23 protein-coding genes are annotated in these 23723 nt (G+C 36.9%); 22 read left to right on the plus strand and 1 reads right to left on the minus strand.

What is annotated here, in order from left to right; genetic code table 11:
- Positions 1–10 precede the first annotated feature (10 nt).
- From ACH0CI_RS09975 to ACH0CI_RS10055, 17 genes are all read left to right on the plus strand, one after another.
- Positions 11–472, plus strand: coding sequence for a C-glycoside deglycosidase beta subunit domain-containing protein (locus ACH0CI_RS09975; RefSeq protein WP_335707623.1), 462 nt, complete (start codon positions 11–13; stop codon positions 470–472).
- On the plus strand, positions 469–1446 hold the full coding sequence (locus ACH0CI_RS09980; RefSeq protein WP_335707624.1) for a sugar phosphate isomerase/epimerase family protein: 978 nt from the start codon (positions 469–471) through the stop codon (positions 1444–1446). The genes ACH0CI_RS09975 and ACH0CI_RS09980 overlap by 4 nt, the downstream gene beginning before the upstream one ends.
- 288 nt (positions 1447–1734) lie before the next feature.
- Complete coding sequence (locus ACH0CI_RS09985; protein ID WP_335707625.1) at positions 1735–3159, plus strand: MFS transporter; 1425 nt, start codon at positions 1735–1737, stop codon at positions 3157–3159.
- 248 nt (positions 3160–3407) lie between these two features.
- On the plus strand, positions 3408–4841 hold the full coding sequence (locus tag ACH0CI_RS09990; protein ID WP_335707626.1) for a DHA2 family efflux MFS transporter permease subunit: 1434 nt from the start codon (positions 3408–3410) through the stop codon (positions 4839–4841).
- A gap of 134 nt (positions 4842–4975) precedes the next feature.
- Positions 4976–5890 (plus strand): AraC family transcriptional regulator, encoded by a 915-nt coding sequence (locus ACH0CI_RS09995; RefSeq protein ID WP_335707627.1) that lies wholly within the window; start codon positions 4976–4978, stop codon positions 5888–5890.
- Positions 5891–6010: 120 nt separating this feature from the next.
- Positions 6011–6958, plus strand: a complete 948-nt coding sequence (locus ACH0CI_RS10000; protein ID WP_311264657.1) for a VOC family protein — start codon at positions 6011–6013, stop codon at positions 6956–6958.
- Between the two features lie 31 nt (positions 6959–6989).
- A complete protein-coding gene (locus ACH0CI_RS10005) occupies positions 6990–8096 on the plus strand; it encodes an alpha/beta hydrolase family protein (protein WP_335708422.1) in 1107 nt (368 codons plus the stop codon).
- A gap of 15 nt (positions 8097–8111) precedes the next feature.
- Positions 8112–9020, plus strand: a complete 909-nt coding sequence (locus ACH0CI_RS10010) for a fumarylacetoacetate hydrolase family protein (protein WP_335708421.1) — start codon at positions 8112–8114, stop codon at positions 9018–9020.
- 13 nt (positions 9021–9033) lie between these two features.
- Positions 9034–9789, plus strand: a complete 756-nt coding sequence (locus ACH0CI_RS10015) for a cyclase family protein (RefSeq protein WP_335708420.1) — start codon at positions 9034–9036, stop codon at positions 9787–9789.
- 30 nt (positions 9790–9819) lie between these two features.
- Positions 9820–10977, plus strand: coding sequence for an FAD-dependent monooxygenase (locus tag ACH0CI_RS10020; protein WP_406901339.1), 1158 nt, complete (start codon positions 9820–9822; stop codon positions 10975–10977).
- Positions 10978–11290: 313 nt separating this feature from the next.
- Entirely contained in the window at positions 11291–11545 is a 255-nt protein-coding gene (locus ACH0CI_RS10025) for a hypothetical protein (protein WP_311283427.1), read from the plus strand.
- Complete coding sequence (locus tag ACH0CI_RS10030) at positions 11512–12357, plus strand: MFS transporter (RefSeq protein WP_335708418.1); 846 nt, start codon at positions 11512–11514, stop codon at positions 12355–12357. The genes ACH0CI_RS10025 and ACH0CI_RS10030 overlap by 34 nt, the downstream gene beginning before the upstream one ends.
- A gap of 161 nt (positions 12358–12518) precedes the next feature.
- Positions 12519–13400 carry an HAD family hydrolase gene (locus ACH0CI_RS10035; RefSeq protein WP_335708417.1) on the plus strand — a complete coding sequence of 294 codons (882 nt, stop codon included), beginning with the start codon at positions 12519–12521 and terminating at the stop codon, positions 13398–13400.
- Positions 13401–13917: 517 nt separating this feature from the next.
- Positions 13918–14742 (plus strand): pyruvate, water dikinase regulatory protein, encoded by an 825-nt coding sequence (locus ACH0CI_RS10040; RefSeq protein WP_335707150.1) that lies wholly within the window; start codon positions 13918–13920, stop codon positions 14740–14742.
- 120 nt (positions 14743–14862) lie between these two features.
- Entirely contained in the window at positions 14863–16365 is a 1503-nt protein-coding gene (locus ACH0CI_RS10045) for a malate:quinone oxidoreductase (RefSeq protein ID WP_406901340.1), read from the plus strand.
- 247 nt (positions 16366–16612) lie between these two features.
- A complete protein-coding gene (locus ACH0CI_RS10050; protein ID WP_335707149.1) occupies positions 16613–17272 on the plus strand; it encodes a 2OG-Fe(II) oxygenase in 660 nt (219 codons plus the stop codon).
- Between the two features lie 420 nt (positions 17273–17692).
- Positions 17693–18517 (plus strand): thermonuclease family protein, encoded by an 825-nt coding sequence (locus ACH0CI_RS10055; RefSeq protein ID WP_335707148.1) that lies wholly within the window; start codon positions 17693–17695, stop codon positions 18515–18517.
- Positions 18518–18583: 66 nt separating this feature from the next.
- On the opposite strand, the gene ACH0CI_RS10060 is transcribed toward ACH0CI_RS10055, so the two are convergent.
- Positions 18584–18727, minus strand: a complete 144-nt coding sequence (locus ACH0CI_RS10060; protein WP_335707147.1) for a hypothetical protein — start codon at positions 18725–18727, stop codon at positions 18584–18586.
- A gap of 159 nt (positions 18728–18886) precedes the next feature.
- Between ACH0CI_RS10060 and ACH0CI_RS10065 the strand changes: the two genes are divergently transcribed.
- From ACH0CI_RS10065 to nikA, 5 genes are all read left to right on the plus strand, one after another.
- Positions 18887–19441, plus strand: a complete 555-nt coding sequence (locus ACH0CI_RS10065; RefSeq protein WP_013057535.1) for a GNAT family N-acetyltransferase — start codon at positions 18887–18889, stop codon at positions 19439–19441.
- A gap of 197 nt (positions 19442–19638) precedes the next feature.
- Positions 19639–20199 (plus strand): hypothetical protein, encoded by a 561-nt coding sequence (locus ACH0CI_RS10070; RefSeq protein WP_335707146.1) that lies wholly within the window; start codon positions 19639–19641, stop codon positions 20197–20199.
- Positions 20200–20398: 199 nt separating this feature from the next.
- Positions 20399–21229 carry a YitT family protein gene (locus ACH0CI_RS10075; RefSeq protein WP_071273582.1) on the plus strand — a complete coding sequence of 277 codons (831 nt, stop codon included), beginning with the start codon at positions 20399–20401 and terminating at the stop codon, positions 21227–21229.
- Positions 21230–21541: 312 nt separating this feature from the next.
- Entirely contained in the window at positions 21542–21955 is a 414-nt protein-coding gene (locus tag ACH0CI_RS10080; protein ID WP_406901341.1) for a DUF4395 domain-containing protein, read from the plus strand.
- 244 nt (positions 21956–22199) lie between these two features.
- Positions 22200–23723: a nickel ABC transporter substrate-binding protein gene (nikA, locus tag ACH0CI_RS10085; RefSeq protein ID WP_406901342.1), complete on the plus strand. Its 1524-nt coding sequence runs from the start codon at positions 22200–22202 to the stop codon at positions 23721–23723.

The raw sequence follows: 23723 nt of genomic DNA on the forward strand, positions 1-23723 counted from the left end.
AGGAAAGCTCATGACTTTTGTAATGAGGTTGGATTTTGTCGATACGGTTTGTGATAATAGCTTAGTTAACACATATATAAACGACAAAAAGTTGGGATATGAGTTTCAAGTTCGCCTTAGCTACTATCGTGGACATTACCTATCTTGTATTGAAGAACTAACAGTAGTTGTAGATGGTAAAAAAATTGATTCGAATGATATGACTTTTTGTTTAAACGATAAAGAATTTACAATGGCTCAAATTCCATATTTAATTTCAGAGTTTTGGAATGTAAACGAAGCAGCAACTATTAAAGTATATAATCCAAATGGACTGGACGACGGGGAGCATACGATTGAAGTAACTCTTTTATTAAGAAATGCTTATATGTTTGTTCCTGGTAATACGCCGCAACATAACTATGCTGTACTAGATTCTTCTGGTAGTAAAACGCTATCGGTAAAAGATGCGGAAGGGAGTAGAAGTAGATGAGCCCAATTAAGCTAGGAGTTTCGCTATTTAGTTTTTCAACGGACTTCGTAAAAGGCAAGCTTTCACTAGAAGACTGCATTGCTTCAGCTGCTGAAATTGGCGCTGAAGGGTTTGAACTTGTTGGAGCAACGATGCTACGATCATATCCATATGCTACTGATACAGTCATTAACGAATTTAAAGCGATGACAAATCATTACGGAATTAATTTTGTATCTTATGGAGCGAGCACGGATCGTGGAGTCATGACTGGAAGGGACTTAACAGATGATGAGTTGGTACAGTCAGCTATTCTGGATTTAAAAACAGCTAATAAACTAGGGTGTAAAATGATGAGAGCACAGCCTCATTTATCACCTGGTGCAATTGAAAAAATAGCTCCGTACGCAGAAAATTACGGAGTAAAAATAGGTGTTGAGATTCATAATCCAGAGCTCCCATCGTCTCCAAAAACGCAAGCATATGTGGAAATGTTTGATAAAGTTGGTTCTGACTATATCGGTTTTGTTCCTGACTTTGGCTGCTTCGCTACAAAACCAAATAAAGTATATTGGGATGAAGCGTTAGAAAAAGGAGCACCTCTTGAGCTCCTAGAAATGGCTGCAGGCTTACGCTATGATGGTGTTCCTAAAGATCAAGCAATGAAACGTTTAATTGAAGAGGGTGCTAATGAAGCAGTTATGGGAGCTTTTCAAGGAATGTATGGATTCGTCACGTTTTCACGTGAGCCAGATTTGCAAGGTCTTAAGAATATTATGCCATATGTTGTATATTTTCACGGCAAGTTCCACTACATGTTTGAGCACCTTGAAGAAGCAAGCATACCTTATGCTGACATTTTACAGGTAATTAAAGAAGCAAACTTTAATGGATATATTATGTCAGAGTATGAAGCATCAGATAACGCGGTTGAGATGACAAGACGCCATTTGCAAATGGAAAAAAAGCTATTAGCAGAACCATGCAAGCTATAACGTTTAGCTCTGCCAATCTACTTAATAAAAGCAGATTGGCAGAGCTTTTTTAGTTATTAAAAAATAAAAGCTAGTGTGTAAGAGCATTATATCAATTATTAATCTGCTTTTTGAAGACGGAAATGGTAACAGGTTAAATATTAGTCGTTATCGGTGTAAGAAATATATATCGAGGGACTATTAATCTATATACAATGAAATAAAGAAAGCGTTTTCTTTTTTGGGAAAACGAAAGGATTTAATCAAAAATTGTTATTGTGGGTTAATTACAAATAAGGGGTGAGGGGAATGGAAAGCAAATTAAATACGAGCAGTGTGATAACGGAAAATATTTATCCAGAGTCTGCTGTTGTTTCAACTGAAAAGTTATCATTTTCGACAAAGGTCAGCTATGGGTTAGGAGATTTTTCTAGTCAATTATTCTGGACATTTAGTGGAACTTATTTGACAATCTTTTATACGGACGTTGTGGGATTTACACCTGCAGTTGTAGCAATGATTATGCTGTTTGCGCGAATACTAGACGGGGTTAAGGATCCTGTAATTGGAATGATAGCGGATCGTACAAAATCAAGGCATGGACGGTTTAGACCATATATATTATACGGTACACCGCTTTTAGCTTTGTTTAGTGTCTTAACTTTTACCGTACCGAGCTTCGGAGGTAATATGGAAGCAAAAATTGCTTGGGCAATCATTACTTACATTGGCCTTGGTGTTTTGTATACCGTTGTCAATTTACCTTATGGCTCGTTAGCAGCTGTCATGTCAAAAGATCCAAGTGAACGAACGGCACTTAGCTCTTTTAGAATGTTCTCTAGTAATTTAGGAACGATTTTATTAAGCACTATTTCAATGCCTTTAATCATCTTCTTTAGTTCAGGAACTGGAGAAAAGGTTACTGCACGTGGTTATACAATGACTGCGTTCATATTAGCCGCCATTGCTATTCCTCTATTTTATCTCGTATTTATTAAATGTAAAGAAGTCGTTCAACCTGTTCATACTGGAAAGATTTCTATTAAGCAGTCTATTTCAGCTATTATAATGAGCAAATCACTTATTTGCATTTTCCTTATATTATTATTATCGTTAACTGCGTTTTTTGGTAGAATTGGGGTTCAAATCTACTATTATCTATATGTTATTAAAAGAATGGATTTAATTTCTCTTTTAATGCCCCTACCAGCTATTGGTGCAGCCATAGGAATCGTTCTTTTTACACGCCTTGCTAAAACTTTTGGAAAAAAGAAAATGCTTTATTTTGCTTATACAGGTTCAGCAATAGCGCTAGGTTTCTTATACTTTATCGATTATAGTAATTTACCACTATTATTCATTGGTACGTTTGTGTTCGGCTTAATGCAATATTCAACACCAATTGTTATTGCTATGGTGCCAGACGCTATCGATGAAATCGAATGTCAAAAAGGTATTCGACTTGATGGAACCGCTTATGCTGCAACAAGTATATCTACCAAATTTGCTAGTGCATTAGGAGGAGCTGGAACTGTAGCTCTCCTAGGTTATTTTGGATATGTCGCAAATGCTGAGCAAACGGCAGAAGCAATCCATGGAATTAACATAGTTGTGAATATTGCACCAGCTGTTCTGTATCTCTTAGCTATTATCCCCGTTATGATGTATAGCTTAACGGACGAGAAAACAAAAGCGATTCGCGATGAATTAGACCAAAAACAAGTTCTAAAATGATGCTTACTAATTAAATAGTTGATCTTAATAATACACGCCTCTTTCTCTTTACGAGAGAAAGAGGCGTGTATTACTTCACGAGAAGTACAGGTTAAAAAACAATGTGAATTTTTAACCTGTGCTTTTTTTGTTGATAATGGAAGACAAAAATTCACGTTTATTTTTAAAAGAATAAGAAAGTTATTTATTTAAAGTAGGAGTAGAATAAATGAAAGACGGGATGAAAAAAATATATAGGAGTTGATTAAATGAATAAACAAATTACAGATCCTTCTTACAATAGGCCGTTGCTAATGATTATTTTACTAACAGGCGTATTTTTAGCTTTATTGAATCAAACAATTGTCATAACGGCGCTACCACAAATCATAGGTGATTTTGGTATAGAAGCTAGCAAAGCACAGTGGCTAATTACATCGTTTATGCTTGTTAATGCCATTATTGTGCCAATATCAACTTTTTTTATCGCTAAATTTTCAACTAGACAACTATTCTTTGCAGCCATTAGTGTTTTTTTAATTGGTACAGCGCTTGGAGGAGTTTCGATTACCTTTTCAATGTTGTTAGCCGCACGTTTTATTCAAGCGGTTGGAGCAGGTATTATGATGCCGCTAGTATCAAATATCATTCTATTAATCACACCTCCAGAAAAGCGAGGGAGCGCAATGGGGCTAATGGTTCTTGTTATATGCTTTTCACCTGCAATTGCTCCTACATTAGCAGGCAGTATCGTCGATGTGTTATCATGGCGCTATCTTTTCTATGGTACTATTCCGCTAACTATAGCTGTTTTTATCATGGCGCTATTTACGTTGAAAAATGTTACAGAAACAAACCAAAATGAAAAGCTGAATTTCGTCTCCATATTTTTGTCCACGCTAACGTTTGGTTCTATTGTGTATTCTTTAAGCCTCGCAGGAGAATTAGGTTGGACGAACGGTACAACGTTAATCTGGGGATTAGTGGGTATTATTGCGTTAATCTTACTAATTGTAAAACAGTTAAACTTAGCGCATCCGATGCTTGAGTTTCGAGTTTTTAAGTATAAAATGTTTACTTATTGCTGTTTATTACTAACCGTGGCATTTGGAACAATGCTGGGAATCGAAACATTAATTCCGATTTATACGCAGGAAGTAGAAGGTGTTTCAGCTTTTGAGTCTGGTTTAATTCTCTTACCTGGTGCGGCGCTGATGGGGGGGATATCTCCATTTGTAGGACGCGTTGTAGATAAAATAGGAGCTAGACACCTTGTAGTATTAGGCTTTATTATTATTGCAATTTCCACGATTCCATTAGCTATTATGACAATTCCGTTATCTATTGATTTACTTGTAATTTTATACACGCTTCGAATGGTAGGGGTTGGATTGGTTATGACACCACTACAAACAGCAGCTATGAATGCTATTCCTCAACATTTAATTTCCCATGGAGTAGCGGTATATAGCACTGTAAACTCCATCGCAGGATCAATTGGAATTTCCCTTATTGTTAGCGTATACACGAATATCTCTAATAAATCAACCGTTATTACTGGGTTATTTCCGGAAAAATATGCTATAGGAATCACATTTATTGTGATTACAATTGTTAGCGGTCTAGCAGCGATTTTAGCCTTTAAACTAACGCAAGAAAATCGGAAATCTGTGTTGCAGTCTGAAACAGTGAGTGGAAAATAATACAAGGTATTAGCTATTTTAATAGATTCTATTACAAAAAGAAGAGGAAAAAGGGTTTGCATGTATATATGTAAATCCTTTTTTCTCTAGAATAAGTCGTGGGTAGAATTATATTTAAAATCGGAGGAATCAGAATGAATTACCCGTATGAACAAGTAGTTGTAAACGAAGATTTACCCGCATTTACGCTTATGACTACCGTTAAATATGTCGCGAAACATTGGCACGATCGAATTGAGTTTTTGCTTGTTTTAAAAGGGACGGTACACGTGTTTATAGGAAGAGAAAAATATAACTTATGTGAAGATGATTTGTTACTAATTAATAGTAACGAAGTGCATGGAGTGGAAGGTGATGGAAATAACAAAATCTTAATAGTTCAAATTCCAACTCTATTTATTAGAAAATGCTATAAAGAAATCGACCAGGAAAAATTTGAATGCAAATCCTTTCTTTATGAAGATCAAGAGCAGTACGGTAAGATAAAATCCCTGCTGTCCCGCTTATATTTAACGATGAAAGAAAAAAAAGACCATCACGACTTGAAAGTTCATTCCCTTTTATTGGATATTATTTATCAATTAGTCAGTCATTATAAACTAAAAAATGGTCAACAGCCTAAACCTAATAATAGGAAAAACATTGAACGTATGAGCAGAATAACAGAATATATTCAAAAAAATTACATGCATCCCCTTACACTTGAAGAACTTGCAGCAATGGAACAGTTAACGTATCCATACTTATCAAGATATTTTCAACAACATATGGGACAAACATTCCTGAAATATGTGAATGAAATTCGCCTTGAACATTCTCTCCATTATTTAATAGAAACAGATTTACCTATTATCCAAATTGCTATGGAGTGCGGTTTTACGAATTTAAATACATTTCATAAATTATTTAAGAATACATTCCACACAACACCACATCAATACAGAAAAAAACAGTCAAAAACAGTGAATTTATCACAAAAGAAAAAAGACATGAAGGACTATGACTTTATAGAGGAAAACGATAGTAGCCATGTATACAAATATTTGTAAAAAGATAAAAATCGATATGATTTATCTTAAAAAAGTAAACGTTTTCAAAATGAACCTTCTCTATAATTAAGATAAGTACAACGCTTGTTAAGAAAAAACTTATTATTGGAGGAGAAACCTATGTATAAAAATCCACATTATTTTTCACACCTTGCTCATGTTGAATTAAAGAGCCCAAAGTTAGAAGAGTCAGCTGAATTTTTTAAAAATGTAATTGGTTTAGAGGAATCTGGACGTCAAGGAAACTCCGTTTATTTTCGTGCTTGGGGAGAACATTATCATCACAGCTTGAAAATTACAGAAGCCTCTGAACCTGGACTTGGTCATATAGGCTGGCGGGCGGATAGTCCCGCGGCTTTAGAAGAAGCAGCGGCTCACCTTGAAAAACTTGGCCAAGGGATTGGCTGGATTGAAGGAGATTTAGGGCATGGCCGTGCGTATCAATTTCAATCGCCTGATGGGCATTTAGAAGAGATTTTTTGGGATGTTGATATTTATGAAGCGCCTGCAGTGCTGCAAAGTAAATGGAAAAACCGTCCGCAAAAAAATCCAGGACGAGGCATTTCGCCTAGGCGTCTCGATCATATTACACTTCATAGCAATGATGTCGCAAAAGATCGTGAATTCTATCAAAATATAGGATTTCGTTATAATGAAGGAATCTTTTTAGATGCAGAAGAGCCAGGGAGTCCAGAAATTGGTGCATGGCTTTCAGTTACGAATTTATCTCATGATATTGCATTTTTAAAAGCACATAATGGCAAACCGGGCGGATTTAACCACGTTTGCTACGCAGTAGAAAGTAGAGAAGAAGTGTTGTTAGCTGCTGATCATATTATGGAAAGTGGCTACGAGTTAGCCATGGGTGGACCGACACGTCATGCACTTGCCGAAGGATTTTTCTTTTATGTGGATGAGCCCGGCGGAAATCGTTTTGAACTTTATGCAGGAGCACATCTTGTGTTTGCACCAGACTTTGGTCCATATCGATGGAGTCTTCAAGAAAATCCAAACGATGCTTGGAGTCGTGAAATGCCTTGGGATAAGTCTGGAAAAATCATTAAATGATTCAAATACAGAAAAGAAAGGATAGATATCAATGTGGCGTTTTTTTCCTGAAAACTATATGTGGTCTTATCAAGTTGTAAGAATGATTAGTCAATCGTATTTTGGAGGCGGTGAAGTGAATGAAATTTTAGATGCTGCCGGCCGAATGAAGCTAGGTGATTTTGATAGCTTTCATCATGAATGGATGAATCTTGGGTATAAGACGTTGTCTACAGCAAACGATGCGATGGATAAGGGTCATAAAGAAACGGCTCGTTCAGGGTATTTACGAGCAGCCAACTACTTTCGTACAGCGGAGTTTTTTCTACAGCCAGACGACAAAAGAAAACTTCCTACGTATTTAAAGTCAGTTGATTCATTTAGAAAAGGTGGAGAATTACTTGATAACCCACCACAAGCAGTTAATATTCCATTTGAGCAAGCTTCGCTTCCGGGCTATTTTTTTGAAGCACCTGGTCAAAAGAAAGGGCCGATGATGGTAATGTTTGGTGGATTAGACTCAACGGCTGAAGAATTATACTACGGCCCTGCTCAATTCTTGAATGAAAGAGGTATTTCGCTTCTAGCATTAGATGGACCTGGGCAAGGAGGGGCACTTCGTCTACATCATATTCACTCTCGACATGACTATAATGTAGCAGGAACGACTGCATATGAATGGGCAGTTCAACATCTAGATGTTGATCCTCATCGTATTGGGGTAATGGCCGTATCCATGGGAGGATACATGGCTGCAAGGTGCGCAGCTTTTGAACCAAGATTCAAAGCGTGTGCCATTTGGGGAGCTGTTTATGACTATAACGACGTATGGGAAAAGCGTCCGGATCATCATCCGTTAGCTGAAATTTTGCAGCACATTTTTGGTGTAGAAGATATGCCTGCTGCCAGAGTGAAGCTGCAGCACTATAACCTAAGAGGCGTAGCTGAAAAAATTCAGGCTCCGACTTATATTGTTCATGGTGAAGACGATCATCAAAATAAAGTGGACAATGCTTATAATGTCTATAATGATCTTACTTGTCAAAGAAAAATGAAAATCATTCCAAAAAGTAGTCCTGGTTCAGCTCATTGTCAGGTAGATAATATTACGGAAACCTATGAAATGTACGATTGGCTAAAAGAACAATTAATGAGCTAATCAGGAGGTAAAGACATGAAATTCGTTACTTTTTACAATCTAGAAAGGGAAGTGCGTGCAGGATGGTTGAAGGATGGAAGGGTCATAGATATGGCCCTTGCCTCTGAAGGTTTTTTACCTAATAATATGGCTGAGTTTATCAAAAATGAAGCGAAATACATGCCGGTGGTTCAGGATTTAGCAAATCAGACAAACCTTCCTTTTTTATCGCTTGGACAAGTTCGTCTAACAGCTCCTTTACCTAACCCGGCAAACTTTCGGGATTTTGTTGCATTTGAAACACACGTGAAGAATGCGACAAAACGATCAGGAGATAAAGTGGCACCTGAATGGTACGATATGCCGATTTTTTATTTTTCAAACCCGAGTGCTATGAAAGGACCCGAAGAAGTGGTAAAACGTCCTTCTAACTGTGTGCGTCTTGACTATGAACTTGAACTTGCTTGTGTCATTGGAAAACAAGGAGAGAATATACAAGCCAAAGAAGCAGAGGAATATATTTTTGGATACACAATTTTAAATGATTGGTCGGCGCGTGATATTCAAATGAAAGAAATGAAGGTACTTCTAGGTCCTGCCAAAGGAAAAGATTTTGCAACGTCAATAGGTCCCTATATCATCACAAAAGATGAGCTTAACCCTTATAAGGTAGAAGATAAATTTGACTTGGAAATGTCCGCTTCTGTTAACGGACAAGTTCTTTCTAAAGGGAATTTTAAAGATATTTATTATAGCTTTGGTGAAATGATTGAACGAGCATCCAAAGACGTTACGCTGTATCCTGGAGATATCATTGGGTCAGGTACAGTAGGATTTGGCTGTATTATGGAGCTTGGTCAAGAGGTACACCGCTGGCTTGAGCCGGGCGATGAAGTAGAACTAAAAATAACAGGACTTGGCACTCTGAAAAATACAATTGGTTAGAGGGGGAGTCTATATGCCTAAAATAGTAGATTTGAGTGTAGCAATTGAAGAGGAATTAAAAGATCCTCTTCCATTTTCTATTCGCTACGAAACGCATGAAGAAGGGGCTGAATTTGGAGCCAAGCTAGTTGGGGTTACGCCAGAAGATTTCCCCGAAAGGAAGGGGCTGGCCGGTGAATTTTTAACGATAACGAGTCATGCCGGTACACATGTCGACGCGCCGTGGCACTACTGGCCTACATCAGAAGGGAAACCTTCTCGTACAGTTGATGAGCTGCCCCTCGAATGGTTTTTTAACGATGGAGTAGTTCTTGATTTCTCAGACAAGCCCGCCGGTTATGCGATAACAGTGGAAGATTTACAGGAAAAGCTACAGGAAATAGATTATCACCTGAAGCCTTTTGATATCGTTATGATTCGTTGTGACGCGGATAAAAAAAGGTACGAATTAAATTATAGCGAGGTTCATGCAGGAGTTTCAGCTGAAGCTACCCTGTGGTTAATCGAGCAAGGTATTAAGGTAATGGGGACTGACGGATGGGGATGGGATACACCACTATCCTTTCAAGCAAATGACTATAAACAAAACCCTCGTTCTGGAGTACTTTGGGCAGCTCATTTTGTTGGAAAAGAAAAGGAATACTGTCAAATTGAAAAACTAGCTAATTTAAACCAATTGCCGAATTTCGGATTTAAAGTATCTGTTTTTCCAGTGAAAATTAAAGGAGGAAGTGCCGGCTGGACGCGTGCTGTTGCTATTATCGATTGAATTATTTTTCAGTATCGAGAGGAGATTAACATGACAAATCAATATGTGAAAAAAGTTTTGATTGTAGGAGGCGGAATTAGCGGCTTAACAGCAGCCATTGCTTTGAAAAAAGCAGGAATTGAGGCAGAAATCGTTGAAAAGGAAAAAGAGTGGAATGTGTACGGAGTCGGGATCATTCAGCCGCCTAATGCACTTAGAGCACTGAATGAAATCGGGTTAGCGGATGAGTGCATAAAGCAGGGTACGCCCTACTCAGGATTTGATTATTACACCGGAGAAGGGCATTTTCTATATCATGGCGTTTCTCCTACAGTTGAAGGATATCCGGGTGTAAACGGCATTTCTAGAAGGAAGCTCCATTATATTTTGCTAGAGTCGGTTCAAAAAATAAAAACAAAAATTCATATGGGGACAACTATCAGCACACTGAAGCAAGTTGCAAATGGTGTATCGGTGGAGTTAAACAGTGGTACCTCTCAAACATATGACTTAGTAATTGGGGCAGATGGCAGCAATTCAAAGGTGCGGGAGCTGATTATTGGAAGTATTGATCAGCAGTACAGTGGCCAAGGTGTTTGGCGCTACACTCTTTCTCGTCCTAAAGATTTAGAAAATGGTATTTTTTATTACGGGAAGAAGGCGAAGGCTGGATTAGTTCCAATGTCTGATCGTGAGATGTATCTGCTTGTAACTACATATGAACCCGGCAATCCTAAACTTCCTGCCGACCAGCTACATGTACTTTTACGTGAAAGGCTTGCAGAATTTGGCGGAGCCATTGCTGAAGCAGCTAAGCAAGTAACAAATGCGAATGAAGTCGTCTATCGACCTATATTTACTCATCTGATACCAAGTCCATGGTACAGAGGAAATGTACTTCTCGTTGGCGATGCTGCGCATGGGACAGCTCCTCATCTTGGCCAAGGTGCCTCAATAGCTATTGAAGACGTTATTGTATTAGCGGATATTTTGAAACATAATCTTTCTATCTCTGAAACGCTGAAAGCCTTTATGGAAAAGCGGTTTGAACGCTGCAAATTAATTGTTAAAAACTCAGACCAGCTGGTTGAGTGGGAATTGCAAACTTGGAATAGCGAAATGAAGAGTGACGTGAATATTGGTATGTATGTTAAAGAAACATTGGAAAAAATGAACGAACCTTTTCTAACAGAATTAAACCTCCAATAAAAGTGTTGTACAGACAAGAAAAGCCAAAGAATTTGAGTATTCTTTGGCTTTTCTTGTCTGTACATAAATAGGGCGGGGCTTGGAATAGCTGTCCGAGGTTGCGTTCATACCTTTTTACTTTCAATCATAAAAGTTGAATTTTTCAAAGGCATACTTTTACCTAATTAGAATGAATAAATGTACAAAGGAGGTAGAGTATGAAGGGAATAAAAATATTACAATCATACTGGGAAGCCAATTTGTCTTTCAGCTAGGAATATGGTTTGGAACCATTGGGAATTTACAGTTTCTACAAATTCATGTGCCCTCTCACATGCTTCAAGCTTTCTATTTGGTAAGTGGAGGCGTAGTAGGTGTTCTAATCGGACCTTATGCAGGTCGTTATATAGATTTAACCGCTAAAGTAAAAGTATTAAAATTAGTTGGATTAATGAGGATAGGAGCAGTTTTTGCTATGCTAATAGCTATCTGTACAGGCTCTATCTATTGGATGTTAATCTACAGCATAGGAATTGGCTGTTCTACTGCTTTTTTATGTCTGCGATTCAAGCAATTTTACCTTTGTTAGCAGATAAAGAAAACTTAATTACTATAAATGCCATCAACATTGTAACGTTATCGCGAATCTTTGGAGCAATTTTAGCCGAGCTTCTACTTACTGTAGCGTCCTTATATGCCTTATTTCTAGTAGCTCTATTTGCTTATGTGATTCTATATGTATTCAGCATTTATTTAACTGTTCCAGAAATAGTAATAAATAAAAAGAAAACAAAAGCACGTTTTAGAGAGATTTTTCCTATTATCTCAAAAAAACGTTCGATCAACATGATTCTAGCTATATCTATGATTCCTTTATTATTTATTTCTGGTTTTAATTTGTTTGTGATGGAAATAGGAAAAGGAAAAGCGGATTGGTTTATAGGTATGCTGTATTTTATAGAAGGAGCAAATGTATTATTAGCGGGTATGGTGGTTAAAAAAGTATTCAAAAAATATAAAAAGCAAATAAAGGTTTTATTAGTAACTTGGGGAGTTATGGGAATTGCTCAACTATCCCTTTCGTTCTCAACTCTCTACCTAACCGCTATAGGATTTAGTTTATTTGGTATCGCATATGGAATATTTAAACCGTTGTTGTATACATACTTTCAGCAAAAGGTTCCTCCAGATATTCACGGGAAATTTTTTGCGTTTAAGAAGATGATTGATCGCACAATTATGCAAATATGCTTAGTGTTAATAGGTGTATCTCTTGATATGATTGGATATGAAAGGTTAATGATAGGTCTCGGTATCTGTATGTTGCTGGGAGTGTGCGTAGTTTTATTTAGCTTTAAAAATGAAGAGATAAGAGAAGAGGATGTGTCAAGTATTAGCTGAAAATGTTTATATTTACTTACCTTTAAAATAAATGGAGTAGATATTACTTGATTTAGGTAGTAGATAAAGAAAGAATAATAAAGTGGTACATTCATTGAGTTTGAAAATGGAAAAGTTTATACTTGCCAAGTACACTCTTTTTACAAATAGGGGGAATAAATATGTTGTTAAAACCTAAAGCAATTTTTTTAGATATGGACGGTACGATATTAAATCGCTCCAACAAAGTAAGTATTCAAACAAAAGAAACCATTGACGAATTACGAAAACAGGGAATTTTTGTTTTTATTGCTACGGGAAGAGCGTTTGATGAAATAGAAGAGTTAGTTCCTGAAGGCTTTCAAGTAGATGGATTTATCACATCAAATGGTATGGCAGGATACGTAGGAAAAGAATCAGTCTTTCAGCATTCGCTTTCGCTTCAATTGGTGGAAACTATTATTGAAAAAGCAAGAGCGAACAAGGTATACTACGAGCTTTTCCCGTATGGCACACCTCGCGTGACGTTAAAACAAGATCAGTCCTATGTGGAAAATGAAATTAGAGAGCCGAAGCCAGACAGTGTGGAAATTAACGAATGGCTTTCTCGTAAACAAGCGATTAAAGAAGAAATTGACTGGAAAGATTCCGTAGAAGGAAGCGAATTTTCAAAGTTCTATTTCTTTGCAAGAACGCACGAGCATATCGATAAATGGAAAGAAGAGCTTGAAAAACTCAAGCAAGAAACAGACTTTACAACTTCTACTTCATCTAAACACAATGTCGAAGTGATGGTGGCAAACGTAAATAAAGCAACGGGAATTCAGCAAATGCTAAAACATTTTAATTTGCCCGAGCAAGACATTCTAGCAATTGGCGACAGCAATAATGATTTACCAATGTTTCAGTTTGCCAGCTATGCTGTAGCGATGAAAAATGCGCCGGATCATATTAAAGAAATTGTCGATGACGTAACGGAATTTAACTGTGACGAAAACGGCGTATCCCATTATCTTTCTAAATTTTTATTGCAAAAATCTACTAGAAGTAATCCCGTTTTATAAAAATTAATCTATTTCACCACAATGCATTATAACCAGCTCTTCAAAACATCGTCTTTTAGGCGGTGTTTTTAGTATACATAAGATGAAAAGTAAACCGTTCATTATTTTTATTTATAAACAACATAATTATATAACTATCCTCGTAACTATCCCTGCAAAACACCTCTCAGCCCTGATGAGTCCCGCCATGCCAAAGCATAAAACATTTTAAAATCTAAACTTTTTCTTTCTTTAAACTTTTTATAAAATGCGCAGAAAAGGGATTGTATCTCCGTATATTTAATGCTAATATAACATTTAATGAAAATAGTATAACATATTTAGTTTTATTTTATAATTAGTATGACATAAATGTTGAGTTCAATCGTTTTTTTTGAAGTGTTTATAATCACAGTTTCCACAATATTAGTCCACTCATTACCAATAAAATATGTATCTTGCAAGCTACTAAATGATAGTTGAACAAAAAATGCTAGCGTTATTAAACTATTAAAATCAAAGAATAGGAAGATTTAATGTGAATAAAAGAAAAATTGTCTATATAGTTTCCGACTCATTAGGTGAAACGGCTGAGCTGATGGTAAAAGCAGTTTTAACTCAATTTAGTGGAGAAGATATTGAAATTCAAAATACTTCTTACGTAGAAGATGAAGGAAATATTGATAATATCATTGCTGAAGCAAGGTATAATGAGGCCATCATTGCGTATACCATCGTCATCCCATCTTTAAAACAGTATCTTGACCAAAAAGCACAAGAAGAAAGAATTGTAGCCATTGATTTAATGACTCCTCTTATGAGTGCCTTTAGCCAAACCTTTAATAAGGAACCTAATCTTCAACCGAGATTAACGAGAAAATTAGACGATAACTATTTTCGAAGAGTAGAAGCAGTTGAATTCGCTGTTAAATATGATGATGGACAAGACTTCAGAGGCATCAAGCGAGCTGATCTAGTGTTGATTGGTGTTTCGAGAACATCTAAGACGCCACTTTCTATGTATTTAGCTCATAAAAGTCTTAAAGTAGCGAATATACCGTTAGTTCCAGAAGTGACTCCTCCTGATGAACTTTTTACTATTCCGAAAAATAAATGTATTGGTTTAGTTATTACACCGGATAAGCTCAATGAAATCCGAAAAGAACGATTAAAAAATTTAGGTTTAGCGTCTCAAGCCAATTATGCCAATGTAGATCGAATCCTTGAAGAGCTGGACTATGCTGAGAAAATTATGAAGCGCATTGGCTGTCCTATTGTTAATGTCTCAGGTAAAGCAGTTGAAGAAACCGCTGAAGTGATATTGAGCATGTTAAAAAAGGACAAAATGAAAGGGTATGTATAAAAATGCCTATTATGTAAGACAGATAACTTGTCAGACATACTTAATCTGTAGAGAGTCAGGTAGAACAGGCGTGTTGCTAAAAGGTGCTTTTTAAAAATATAAAAGATAAGGAAGATTGTGATGAGCAATGTATATAAAAAAACAGACGTTATCTTAATTGGGGCCGGAGTGATGAGCGCAACGTTGGGATCTTTACTAAAAGAGTTAGCGCCGGAATGGGAAATCAAAGTATTTGAGAAACTCGCAGATGCAGGAGAAGAAAGCTCGAATGAATGGAATAACGCAGGGACTGGCCATGCTGCACTGTGCGAGTTGAACTATACATCTGAACAAGCTGACGGATCTATAGATATTACGAAAGCAGTGCAGATTAATGAACAGTTTCAGCTTTCAAGACAGTTCTGGTCGTATCTTGTAAGCAGTAATTTAATTCATCATCCGCAAGAGTTTATTATGCCAATCCCTCATATGAGTTTCGTACAAGGAGAAAAGAACGTATCCTTTTTGAAAAAACGTTTTGAAGCGCTATCAAATAATCCATTGTTTCAAGGGATGGAATATTCGGATCGTCCTGAAAAGCTAAAAGAATGGATGCCGCTTGTTATGAAAGGCCGTACATCGACTGAAGCAATTGCGGCAACCAAAATCGACTCAGGGACGGACGTGAACTTTGGAGCTTTAACTCGTATGTTGTTCACACATTTAAAAAGTAAAAGCGTAGAAATAAACTATAACCACAGCGTTGAAAATCTGACACGTACCGCAGATGGCTCGTGGAAAGTAAAAGTACATAATATTCATACCGGCAAACAGGAATATCACACGGCGAACTTTGTTTTTATCGGAGGAGGAGGCGGAAGTCTGTCTTTACTCCAAAAAACGGGTATTCCTGAGTCCAAACATATTGGAGGGTTTCCAGTAAGCGGATTATTTATGGTATGCAATAACCCCGAAGTTGTAGCGCAGCATCACGGGAAAGTGTACGGAAAAGCAAAGGTTGGCGCTCCGCCGATGTCGGTTCCGCACCTTGATACACGCTATATCGACCGCAAAAAAACACTGCTGTTTGGACCTTTTGCCGGATTTTCACCAAAGTTCTTAAAAACGGGTTCAAATTTGGATTTAATCAATTCTGTAAAAACGAATAATATCTTAACGATGTTAGCAGCAGGCGTTAAAGAGCTGGGCTTAACGAAATACTTGATTCAGCAGGTGCTGTTGTCCAATGAAAAGCGTATGGAAGAACTTCGCGAGTTTATTCCAAACGCAAAAAGCGAAGACTGGGATATCGTCGTAGCGGGTCAGCGTGTACAGGTAATCAAAGATACGGAAGCCGGAGGTAAAGGCACTCTTCAATTTGGTACAGAAGTTGTGAGTTCAGCTGATGGTTCCGTTGCTGCATTGCTCGGGGCCTCGCCAGGTGCTTCGACTGCCGTTCATGTCATGCTTGAAGTGCTGGAAAAGTGTTTCCCGCAGCATATGAAGAAATGGGAATCAAAAATAAAAGAAATGATTCCTTCTTACGGCTTGTCACTGGTAGAAAATCCAGCGCTTTTTAACGAAATTCATGCTTCTACAGCACAAACGCTTGATTTAAGTAAAAAAGAACTTGTGTACCGATGATTTTAGGAAGCCTTTGACACATATGCTTTAGATTAAAAGAATTTTTTAGATAGTTAAAGCATTTAAACGACATGTGAAATCTATAAGAAAAAATGAGGGAAGTTCGTTATATAACGGACTTCTTTTTATTTATTTCCTTTACTAGCAGAATTTACTTCGTATTCATGATATAATTACTTATTAGTAAGCGTTTACATATAATGGAGTGGGAAATTGGAAAATAGCTATTTCGAGGAGCCGATAAAAGATGATTCTAACTAATACATCTTTACTAACGAAAGAACAAACGATTTTTAACCATACAGGGAATAAAATTAAATTAGAAGACAGAGAGATTGATATTGTTGCTCGATTTGAAGAGCCTCTTGTTCTAGTTTTAGGAAATGTCCTAAGTAACGAAGAATGTGACGAACTTATACAGCTATCCAAAGATAAAATGCAGCGATCAAAAATTGGTGCTGTACGTGAAGTAAACAGTATTCGAACGAGCAGCGGCATGTTTTTTGAAGAAAGCGAAAACGAGCTTGTACATCAAATCGAAAGACGACTTTCTAAAATCATGGGACCATCTATTGAATATGCTGAAGGTCTTCAAGTTTTAAAATACTTGCCTGACCAAGAATACAAAGCACATCACGACTATTTCACTTCTGCAAGTAAAGCATCTAAAAATAACCGTATCAGTACATTGGTTATGTACTTAAATGATGTGGAAGAAGGAGGAGAAACTTATTTTCCTAAGCTGGGTCTTTCCGTGTCTCCGACAAAGGGAATGGCCGTGTACTTTGAATATTTTTATAGTGATGCTGAACTTAATGACCGTACTCTCCACGGGGGAGCTCCTGTTATAAAAGGAGAAAAGTGGGTCGCTACCCAGTGGATGCGCAAACAAAAAATTCGATCGTAAAAACAAAGGTTTGAAGAGCCCTATTAGCTATTGTTAATGAGGGCTCTTATTTATGTTACAAAAAAATAGCAATCATGTTAGCCAGTTATTATATTGAAATATTCACACTTATTCTATTTGTGCGGCTATTCCTTATTCTTATAAGGCGGTAGACGATAAATGTATTTGTAGTGTAAAATATCCTCATGATTAAAAATCTGGATACACGAAAATGAAAAATGTGTTCGAGAGATAAAAATAAAATAAATGCTATTTAAAATAATGACTTTAAAACAGGTAACCAATTTTTATAACAGTTGCACGAAAAAACTCGTGAAAGGTATTTTCACGAGTTTTTGTTTTTAGGTGATTTACACTATTTATAAAATCATTTTACTTTTATATAGTAGATAGGGAACGTGTTAAAGGAGGACCCGGGTTTTGAAAGAAATAAAAGCAATTATTTACGCGATGCTCGCGACGTTTATGCTGCTTCTTACTGGATGCAGCGATGAGCAGGCAAGTCATTCAAGCACATCTTCTACCGATACAAAACAAGCAGTTCAAGTAGAAGATTCATCAGATCAAGAAGACGATCATAGTCCTTCTAAAGCAAATCGTGAAGATGTAGTAGGTGAGGCGGCTACGGTAGAAAGAGTAGTGGACGGTGATACGCTTAAAGTAAAAATGCTGAACGGAAAGAGAGATCGCGTGCGATTACTTCTTGTTGATACCCCCGAAACAAAGCATCCCAAACTAGGCGTACAGCCCTTTGGTCCAGAAGCATCTGCTTACACAAAAAAAAGGCTAGAAGGACAGGAAATCACCCTTGAATTTGATGTGCAAGAAAGTGATCAATATGGACGTTTGCTTGCTTATGTATGGATAGACAATGAGCTGTATAATGAAGAGCTGCTAGCAAAAGGGCTAGCCCGCGTAGCGGTATTTCCTCCTAACACAAAGTACGTAGACGAATTTAAGAAAATACAGGAGCAGGCTCGAAAAAGCGAAAAAGGCATCTGGAGTATTGAAAACTATGCCCAAGAAAAAGGATATAATACGGATGCTGTAAAAAATCAGTCCTCTTCTAATCAAAAAGATACTCAATCTGCCACAAGCTGCGAAGGTAAAATAAAAGGAAATCAAAACTCTAAAATTTATCACGTGCCAACAGGGGCACACTACAATCAAACAATGAACAACGTCATTTGGTTCTGTACTGAAAAAGATGCACAAGAAGCAGGATACAAAAAGGCAAAGAACTAACAAAGAAATTCAGTAATTGCTGAGTTTCTTTTTTTATGAGCTCACTAAAGATTTGTATAGGAGTGGCTAAATACCATCCAACAAAGAGCGGCCGATCCGTATAAGAAGACGCAGTGGCCATATGAGCAGCTGAGGCACTTGAAAAAGAATTTCTGCTAAAACTCCCCATCCACTCACTGTATTATCTTTCTGCTGACGGCTTTTTTTCATAGTCATCATCCATTCATTTGAAAATATACATTAATTATACAATGAAAGGAAGATTAGGAGTTAATTTTTTCTTTCTTTTCTTTTTCGTGTTAAAGTAGATAGGTAAGAAGTTTTGCTACAAATAACGCAAGCGAAGAGAATAAAGGGAGTTTGAAAATCGTGAAAATAAGGAAAGCAAGAAAAGAAGATGCTTCTGCTGTAACGGAATTACTTTATGACATGCTTGGCAGTATTGCACGCTCTCATACGGCGGCTACAACGAATGAAGAAGCGCTTTTAAGACTTAAAGCGTTTATTCTGTCTGAGAAGAATCGCTATAGCTATCATCATATTACAGTCGCAGAAGTCGATGAGAAGGTAGTTGGACTTATGCTTTGCTACGAAGGAAGTATGTTACAAACGCTTTATGAACCAGTTAAGCGTTTTGTACGTGCGAAACTTAATAATCCAGCGTGGGAAATTGATATAGAAACTGAACATGGAGATTATTATATTGACTCTCTATGTGTAGATGAAGCTTACCGCGGAAAAGGGATAGGAACGGCTCTTTTAAATGTAGCTAAGCAAGAAGCCAAAAAGCGTAAGATGTTTTTATCGTTAAACGTTGAATATAATAACGTAGAAGCCAAAAAATTGTATCAGCGTATAGGCTTTCAAGAGCATAAAACCATTTTTATTGATAAAAAACCATTTTTTTATATGAAGACTGCCTGATCATCTTTACGGTAGTATTTTTTGTGATAAAATGGATATATAAGTAAAATAATAAGAACCAACAGCTCAGCACTTTTGCTGAGCTTTCCTGTAAATCGTGTAAACGTATCAAAATGGAAAGAATCCTACATCCAATGGACCATAAGCAAGCGGTCATGAAAGTATGTTTGCTGATGTGCCACATGAAAGGAGCGTGCATGAACATCAGAGATCTTCCGTTTAATATGAGTTATCGATTTAATGAACAGCTTCGAGAAGTTCCGGTTAACCCACACCAAATGAAGCAGGGAATTATCTATTTAAAGAAACGAGCTCTTGAAGAAGAAGATGAGTGTGCCGCTGCTAAAACATATGGACATATTGGTGTATATGAGCGCATACTTGGAGAATTAACGAGCAGTGAAAGACACTTGCAGCTGGCCATTTATCTATATGACCGACATGCTGATACAATAGGTGAATTTTTGAATACAATCCGGCTTGGACATACATATCACTGGCAAGAACAGTGGGATAAAGCGAATGAAACGTTTCAGCTACTCATTGAACAATTAAAAGCGGATGAAGACCTTCACAGATATGAAGACTTTGTCTATCAGCATTATGGAAAATGTTTACTTGATCAGCGGATTGTTTCCAGAGCACATCACTATTTTCAACGCGCGTTAGAAATTCGATTGAAAAAAGGCGATAAAGAATTGATTGAGTCGACTAATTCCTGCATCCGTCTTTGCTTAAATAAATTAAAACATTCCTAGTATACATAAAAGATAAATGACTCATAGCCTTGGTTACACATAATGCATAAACTTTCCGTTTGACAAACGTATGTGAACATATTATAGTCATACATGGCAATTTAAGAATACGTAATATAAAAACTAAACATAAGCGTCTCTTCTCTTTTGGAGAAGGGGCTTTTTTATGTGAATTTTTATGCCGAGGAGGGTTTAATCGATGAGTAAAACAGTAAAAGATGTCATCTTTTTATTAATAGGTTCGTTTGTATTTTCACTTGCCGTTAACATGTTTGTCATTCCAATAGGACTAGGTGAAGGCGGCGTTACGGGTATATCCATTATTTTATATTATACAACGCATCTTTCAACGGGCGTCACTAACTTTATTCTAAACGGTATCTTGCTTATCGTAGGGTATAAATTTTTAGAGAAAAAAACGATCGTCTATACGATGATTACGATTATCGCTACATCTATTTTTCTTCACGTAACTGAAGGCTGGGGTCTTCATCTTCATGAAGAGCTCATTGGCATGGTTTTTGCCGGTGTACTGCTGGGCGTTGGAATTGGGATGATTTTGCGCGTTGGTGGAACAACAGCAGGTTCAGCCATTATTGCTCGAATTCTAAATAAGTTTTTAAACTGGAAAGTCAGTCATGCACTTTTAATGGTTGATTTACTGGTGGTATTGGCTTCTTATTTTATTATTGGAATTGAAAAACTACTATTTACCATCGTCATGCTTTATATTACAACAAAAGTAATTGATTTCGTTATTGAAGGATTCGATGCCAAAAAGGCCGTTACCGTTATTTCAAGCAACAAAAATGAAGTAGCGGATCAAATCAATGAACAGCTTGATCGCGGAGTAACGATTCTAAACGGTCGAGGGAACTATACAAAAGAATCAAAAGAAATCTTGTATGTGGTCATTAATAAACAAGAGCTTCTTAAACTTAAAAAGCTGATTAAAAAAATTGATGATGAAGCATTTGTGATTGTACACGATGTACGAGATGTAATTGGAAAAGGCTTTCTAAGCGCATAATGCTGTAGTTCTTGGCAATTTTTTCTGACGTTGGTGTTCTGCGAAAAAGTATGATATAAGTGTGTCTAGAGACAATTCAATATACGAAAGGAAGAACCCATATGCGTAATAAAAGGCATGTAAAGCGTCTTCTTCAACGTCGAATTCGTTCTTTACGATACGTTGTCTTGATTTTATTTACGATACTGATCTTAAAGTACGTTAGTGAAATTATGTAACTTTTTTGTATGAGTCTTACCGCTCATTTGGAGTGCTTTTTCTTTTAAATTAGTAAACCAATTTGTATAATAGGTTTTAAGAAGGAGGAGTTCCATGAGCATTCCCAAACCATTAGTTCAGCTTAATCAACTCTTTATCGTTATAACGGTTTTGATCGCTTTACTTGCGGCAAAGTGGCTTTTACTTTTGCCTTTTCTCTTTGGAGTAGTCACACTTGCAACAAAGCGGAATCCTGTAATTATGGCAGGGAAAACTCTTCTCCGAAAGCCTGCTTCTTCTTATCAAATGGAAGACCGGGCTCAGCAGCTTTTTAACCAATGGATTGCAACGATATGTATGGGAGTTGCTTTCATTTCCTTTTTAATGGGTTATACGCTTGTCGGCTATGTATTTAGTATAATGGTGATTCTTGCTGCGGGTGTAGCGCTGATGGGGTATTGTATAGGCTGCACGATTCGTTATCGATATATGATGTGGAAATATAAAAGAAAAAAACACGCTGCATAAACAAAGCCTCGCGAAGGCTTTGTTTTTTTTTGCTCATTTGTATACGTTATCAATAAATTCAATCATCATAACGGGTGAAAACAAGTGTTAGAGCGTCTATATCCTTTAAAAACCTTTGTTGACAAAGTAAGGTAAACAAATTAAACTTTTTATGATAATAATAATCGTTACGATTTAAAGGAGGTAAGTTATAGTTAGAGACAGTACATAAAAAAGGATAGCTTTTAATAAAGGAAGGGTTTATATGAGAAAAAAGATAAGTCTGCTATGCTTAACGCTTGCTACGATAGGTATGCTAGCGGCATGTTCGAGTAAATCCGCGAGTACCGGACAAGAGAGTGAAACGAAATCACTTACTTTTGTATCAAATTTTCCAAGTGACACGCTCGATCCACAGCTAAATTACACAACTGTACGAGCCGGCATTGCCGAAACACTAGTCAAAGTGAATGAGCAATTACAGATTGAACCATGGCTCGCAAAGAAATGGAAAACAGAAGATAATGGGACGACCTGGATATTTGAGATTAGAGACGGGATTACGTTTCAAAATGGCAAAGTTCTGAATGCTGAAGCCGTGAAACATTCGTTAGAAAGAACGATAAAAGAAAGCGAAGCAATGAAAAGTGCACTTAAAATAAAAGAAATGAAAGCCAGTGGCCAAATCTTGACCATTACAACAACAGAGCCGCTTGCCACGCTGCCTTCTGAACTTGTTCATCCAAACACGGCAATTATTGATGTAAATACTTCAGATATAAAAAGTAAACCAGTGGGAACGGGACCATTTAAAGTAGCTTCGTTTAAACCGGATAATGAAATGAAAGTAAAAAAATACAAAGAATACTGGGGCGGGGAACCAAAATTGGATGAAGTTGTGTTAACATTTAATGATGATGAAAATGCACGAACGTCCGCTTTGCAATCGGGTGAAGCTGATATTGTATATCGTCCGGCAATTGAAAGCTTAAATACATTAAAACAAGATTCGTCTATTGTAGTAGATATACAGCCGAGCCTCAGAAATCAAATGCTTTTCTATAATTCAAAGCAAGAAGCGTTTAAAGATAAAAATGTGAGAAAAGCGTTTGATGTATTACTGAATCCAAAAGATGTTGTGGACACAGCGCTTGCAGGTCAAGGGTCACCAGCAAAAGGTCCATTTTTAAAGAGTTTGGATTTTTCGAACGATCAAAAAACGAAAACCTACGGACCAAGTGAAGCTCAAAAATATTTAGAAAAAGCCGGTTATATACTCAAGGATGGAAAAGCAATAAAAAATGGAAAACAGCTTTCTTTTAAGCTTGTTACATATCCTTATCGTCCAGAGTTGCCTTTAATGTCACAAATGCTTCAGTCAGAAGCCAAAAAGATTGGTGTAAAAATAGATATTCAACAAGTTGAGAATATGGACGAATATATGACGACAAAAGATGATTGGGGAATCGTTACATATAGTCTAGTAACCGCGCCGCGAGGAGACGCAGGATATTTCTTTAATGCTCTTTATATGGAGGGAGGAGCATTTAATGTTGGGCATTTTCATGAACCAGCATTAACTTCCATTATTAATGAGCTTAATAAAACCGTTGATCAAAAACAGCGCAATAAGTTAGCAAGACAAGCCGGAGAAATAGCAGAAAAGGAAACGCTGCACTCTTCGATTGTTCACCCGAACAATTTTGTAGCCTATAAAGACAATGTGAAAAATTGGGTTACAACCAAAAGTGAATACTATGTGATAACAAAGGATTTAGATGTGAAGTAG

Origin of the sequence: Priestia sp. 179-F W1.4 NHS, from assembly GCF_045369295.1 — a bacterium.
GTDB lineage: Bacteria > Bacillota > Bacilli > Bacillales > Bacillaceae_H > Priestia > Priestia zanthoxyli.